This is a genomic window from Neorhizobium vignae, from assembly GCF_000732195.1.
GTDB lineage: Bacteria > Pseudomonadota > Alphaproteobacteria > Rhizobiales > Rhizobiaceae > Neorhizobium > Neorhizobium vignae.
Map to the genome: position 1 here is coordinate 1 of NZ_JNNU01000047.1, position 5,616 is coordinate 5,616.

The window sequence follows — 5,616 nt, forward strand, 5'->3', positions numbered from 1 at the left end:
TGGTTGCGGGGGCAGGATTTGAACCTGCGGCCTTCAGGTTATGAGCCTGACGAGCTACCGGGCTGCTCCACCCCGCGTAATAAGGTTTTTGCCTACGGCAAAAGACCGGTGTCGGGGACGCAGAGCAATTGCACCCCGAAGTTTTCATATTCTGCAAAGCAAAAAGGCCGCTTTGAGGGCGGCCCTTGGTTCGGCCAGGGGCCGTAGTTTTCGTGTGAGAAGATTGTGTTGCGTTTTGCAGACCTGGCAGCGACCTACTCTCCCGCGTCTTGAGACGGAGTACCATTGGCGCAGGGGCGTTTCACGGCCGTGTTCGGAATGGGAACGGGTGCGGCCGCCCCGCAATGACCACCAGGTCAGCGAAGCGCAACATTGTGAGAAGCTGGTGAAGTTTTCACTTCGTTTTTAGTCTTTTTGAACACGTCAGATGGAGCCTTCGGTTCCGCATCGGTGCCTTGGGCACCCATACAGGCCAGCGGCCGTCGCGCTCCGGTTTTTGCCTTCAGGCAAAATACCGTTTAGCGCGGGCTGTCCGCAGCGCGACTAGCGCGTCAGGACAAAAGAAGTTGCGTGTCATCAAGCTTTGCTTGATGAGCACAGGCAACAAGAACGATCAAGCCAATCGGGCTATTAGTACCGGTAAGCTTCATGCATTGCTGCACGTCCACACCCGGCCTATCAACGTGGTCGTCTTCCACGGCCCTGATAGGGAATACTCGTTTTCAGGTTGGTTTCCCGCTTAGATGCCTTCAGCGGTTATCCATTCCATATATAGCTACCCTGCTATGCCCTTGGCAGGACAACAGGTCCACCAGAGATATGTCCATCCCGGTCCTCTCGTACTAGGGACAGATCCTGTCAATATTCCTACACCCACGGCAGATAGGGACCGAACTGTCTCACGACGTTCTGAACCCAGCTCACGTACCGCTTTAATTGGCGAACAGCCAAACCCTTGGGACCTGCTCCAGCCCCAGGATGCGATGAGCCGACATCGAGGTGCCAAACAACCCCGTCGATATGGACTCTTGGGGGTCATCAGCCTGTTATCCCCGGCGTACCTTTTATCCGTTGAGCGATGGCCCTTCCACGCGGGACCACCGGATCACTATGACCGACTTTCGTCTCTGCTCGACTTGTCAGTCTCGCAGTCAGGCGGGCTTATGCCATTGCACTCGACGACCGATTTCCGACCGGTCTGAGCCCACCATCGCGCGCCTCCGTTACTCTTTCGGAGGCGACCGCCCCAGTCAAACTACCCACCATACACTGTCCCGGATCCGGATGACGGACCGCGGTTAGACATCCATGACGATAAGGGTGGTATTTCAAGGATGGCTCCACGAAGACTGGCGTCCCCGCTTCAAAGCCTACCACCTATCCTACACATGCCGACACGAATGCCAGTGTAAAGCTATAGTAAAGGTGCACGGGGTCTTTCCGTCTAACCGCAGGAACCCCGCATCTTCACGGGGAATTCAATTTCACTGAGTCTATGTTGGAGACAGCGGGGAAGTCGTTACGCCATTCGTGCAGGTCGGAACTTACCCGACAAGGAATTTCGCTACCTTAGGACCGTTATAGTTACGGCCGCCGTTTACTGGGGCTTCGATTCAAAGCTTGCACCTCTCCTCTTAACCTTCCAGCACCGGGCAGGCGTCAGACCCTATACGTCGTCTTTAGACTTCGCAGAGCCCTGTGTTTTTGATAAACAGTCGCTACCCCCTGGTCTGTGCCACCCCATTATGGTTGCCCAAAATGGGGTCACGCTTCTTCCGAAGTTACGCGTGCAATTTGCCGAGTTCCTTCAACATAGTTCTCTCAAGCGCCTTGGTATACTCTACCTGACCACCTGTGTCGGTTTCGGGTACGGTCTATACGGTGGAGCTATTTCCTGGAACCGCCCCACTGCCCAACCAATCCAATAAGGTTGAACAATTTTTGCGATCCGTCACTACCACCAGGCCCACGAATATTAACGTGGTTCCCATCACCTACGCATTTCTGCCTCGGCTTAGGGGCCGGCTAACCCTGCTCAGATTAACTTTAAGCAGGAACCCTTGGTCTTTCGGCGAGAGGGTCTCTCACCCTCTTTATCGTTACTCATGTCAACATTCGCACTTCCGATACCTCCAGAGGCCCTCACGGGTCCTCCTTCACAGGCTTACGGAACGCTCCGCTACCACACGTGACAAGTCACGTATCCTCAGCTTCGGTGCATGGCTTTAGCCCCGTTACATTTTCGGCGCAAAGACCCTTAATTAGACCAGTGAGCTGTTACGCTTTCTTTAAATGATGGCTGCTTCTAAGCCAACATCCTGGTTGTTTTGGGATCCTCACATCCTTTCCCACTTAGCCATGACTTGGGGACCTTAGCTGGAGGTCAGGGTTGTTTCCCTTTTCACGACGGACGTTAGCACCCGCCGTGTGTCTGCCGATTAGTACTCCCGGGTATTCGGAGTTTGGTTAGGATCAGTAAGACGGTGAGTCCCCATAGCCCATCCAGTGCTCTACCCCCCGGGGTATTCGATCGACGCACTACCTAAATAGTTTTCGCGGAGAACCAGCTATTTCCGAGTTTGATTGGCCTTTCACCCCTAGCCACAAGTCATCCCAATCTATTGCAACAGATGCGGGTTCGGTCCTCCAGTTGGTGTTACCCAACCTTCAACCTGCTCATGGCTAGATCACTCGGTTTCGGGTCTAATGCAACTAACTGAACGCCCTGTTCAGACTCGCTTTCGCTGCGCCTACACCTACCGGCTTAAGCTTGCTAGTTACACTAAGTCGTTGACCCATTATACAAAAGGTACGCCGTCAGGGTTGCCCCCTCCGACTGTTTGTAGGCATCCGGTTTCAGGTTCTATTTCACTCCCCTTGTCGGGGTGCTTTTCACCTTTCCCTCACGGTACTTGTTCGCTATCGGTCATGCACGAGTACTTAGGCTTGGAGAGTGGTCTCCCCATGTTCAGACAGGATTTCACGTGTCCCGCCCTACTCTAGGACAATCAGTGTTCTACGCCTACGGGGCTATCACCCGCTACGGCCGCCTTTTCCAAAGCGTTCGGCTTTATTCCTGATTGCCACTGGCCTGGTCCGTGTTCGCTCGCCACTACTTACGGAGTCTCGGTTGATGTCCTTTCCTGCAGGTACTTAGATGTTTCAGTTCCCTGCGTTCGCTTCTTACCCCTATGTATTCGAAGGTAAGATACCTTTTAACAATACCTAGAAACCTAAACCGTCCCGAAAGACGGCTTAAACTTTCTAGGTATCTAAGGTGGGTTGCCCCATTCGGAGATCCATGGATCAAAGCTCATTCGCAGCTCCCCACGGCTTATCGCAGCGTATCACGTCCTTCTTCGCCTGTGCATGCCAAGGCATCCACCAAATGCCCTTACGACACTTAATCGTTCTCATTGCCAATGCTCATCAATATAGCCACCCATCGGGCTTTCAGACCCAATGCGTGGCGGACCGGTTACCTTTTACAACCAGCCCTTCTCATGATGCCATCGACGTGTTCGACAAGCCTGCTTGATTGGGGTCACGCCGAGCGACCCGCTTGCAGTCTTGTCTTTAAGACCAGCTTCTCGAGATTAAATCCGGGTCCGCGCGGTTAGCAAACGGACATCAGCAAGTCGTCAGAGATGCGCAAACCCGAAGGTCAGAACACCAACAACGACCGACCAGAGTGACAAGCTTCCTACCTCTTCCGGTCCCTCTTTCGCATCCGGCCGGCTAGGCCATCAACGACATCATTGGAACCGGCTTCGGACATGGGCCTAAACCCATACCTGGAAGCCTCCAGATCAATCTTCTCTTCACGATTTTTGCAGAACAGGCAGCACTTCATCGAAGTGATGCAAACTTTTATTTCTTCAAAGGATACGTTGTCCGCCCGGCTCGACACCAACAGCATCGACACCAAAGTGAATTGGTGGAGCTGAGCGGGATCGAACCGCTGACCCCCTGCTTGCAAAGCAGGTGCTCTCCCAGCTGAGCTACAGCCCCAACCATCACAAACACCTGACGAAACAAACGCCAGGATCAGGTAAACCATCAAACAAACCACATTGGCGAACCAAAAATGGTGGGCCCGGGTAGACTCGAACTACCGACCCCACGCTTATCAAGCGTGTGCTCTAACCAACTGAGCTACGGGCCCATCTCGCCGAGCGAGGCGCCCGCAAGCAGGCACCCATACAGGCCAGAGGCCGTCGCCGGTCGTCCGGCGCCCTCGCGGAGCGTCAGCATGTCGAAGACATGCGAACAGACGCGTGAGCGCAAACCAATGGTTCATATCCTTTTGAAGAAAGAGAAACGTAGTCGGCGGGTTCGCCATACCATCCGATGCTTAAAGCATTCCGTGGCGTATTGCGTTTCGATGGTCACCTGACTGGTGCCATCTATTGTTCTAAAAAGCACGGGAAGGTTCATACCGGGCCATGTCTTGCGACATGTGCCGGTCGTCTTACCGTTCCACAGCTTCCTTAGAAAGGAGGTGATCCAGCCGCAGGTTCCCCTACGGCTACCTTGTTACGACTTCACCCCAGTCGCTGACCCTACCGTGGTTAGCTGCCTCCTTGCGGTTAGCGCACTACCTTCGGGTAAAACCAACTCCCATGGTGTGACGGGCGGTGTGTACAAGGCCCGGGAACGTATTCACCGCGGCGTGCTGATCCGCGATTACTAGCGATTCCAACTTCATGCACTCGAGTTGCAGAGTGCAATCCGAACTGAGATGGCTTTTGGAGATTAGCTCGGGATCGCTCCTTCGCTGCCCACTGTCACCACCATTGTAGCACGTGTGTAGCCCAGCCCGTAAGGGCCATGAGGACTTGACGTCATCCCCACCTTCCTCTCGGCTTATCACCGGCAGTCCCCTTAGAGTGCCCAACTGAATGCTGGCAACTAAGGGCGAGGGTTGCGCTCGTTGCGGGACTTAACCCAACATCTCACGACACGAGCTGACGACAGCCATGCAGCACCTGTGTCCCGGTCCCCGAAGGGAACACTACATCTCTGTAGCTGGCCGGGCATGTCAAGGGCTGGTAAGGTTCTGCGCGTTGCTTCGAATTAAACCACATGCTCCACCGCTTGTGCGGGCCCCCGTCAATTCCTTTGAGTTTTAATCTTGCGACCGTACTCCCCAGGCGGAATGTTTAATGCGTTAGCTGCGCCACCGACAAGTAAACTTGCCGACGGCTAACATTCATCGTTTACGGCGTGGACTACCAGGGTATCTAATCCTGTTTGCTCCCCACGCTTTCGCACCTCAGCGTCAGTAATGGACCAGTAAGCCGCCTTCGCCACTGGTGTTCTTCCGAATATCTACGAATTTCACCTCTACACTCGCAATTCCACTTACCTCTTCCATACTCAAGATACCCAGTATCAAAGGCAGTTCCAGAGTTGAGCTCTGGGATTTCACCCCTGACTTAAATATCCGCCTACGTGCGCTTTACGCCCAGTAATTCCGAACAACGCTAGCCCCCTTCGTATTACCGCGGCTGCTGGCACGAAGTTAGCCGGGGCTTCTTCTCCGGATACCGTCATTATCTTCTCCGGTGAAAGAGCTTTACAATCCTAAGACCTTCATCACTCACGCGGCATGGC

3 tRNA genes and 3 rRNA genes are annotated in these 5,616 nt (G+C 54.1%); all 6 read right to left on the minus strand.

Annotated features, from left to right (window positions below):
• Nucleotides 1-77: transfer RNA gene (locus GQ59_RS30165), tRNA-Met, on the minus strand.
• A 164-nt stretch (nt 78-241) separates the two neighbouring features.
• Nucleotides 242-356, minus strand: a 5S ribosomal RNA gene (rrf, locus tag GQ59_RS30170).
• Nucleotides 357-609: 253 nt separating this feature from the next.
• Nucleotides 610-3,409: ribosomal RNA gene (locus tag GQ59_RS30175) — 23S ribosomal RNA — on the minus strand.
• Between the two features lie 526 nt (nt 3,410-3,935).
• A tRNA-Ala gene (locus tag GQ59_RS30185) sits at nt 3,936-4,011 on the minus strand.
• 77 nt (nt 4,012-4,088) lie between these two features.
• Nucleotides 4,089-4,165: transfer RNA gene (locus GQ59_RS30190), tRNA-Ile, on the minus strand.
• A 329-nt stretch (nt 4,166-4,494) separates the two neighbouring features.
• Nucleotides 4,495-5,616: ribosomal RNA gene (locus tag GQ59_RS30195) — 16S ribosomal RNA — on the minus strand; the annotation flags it as partial.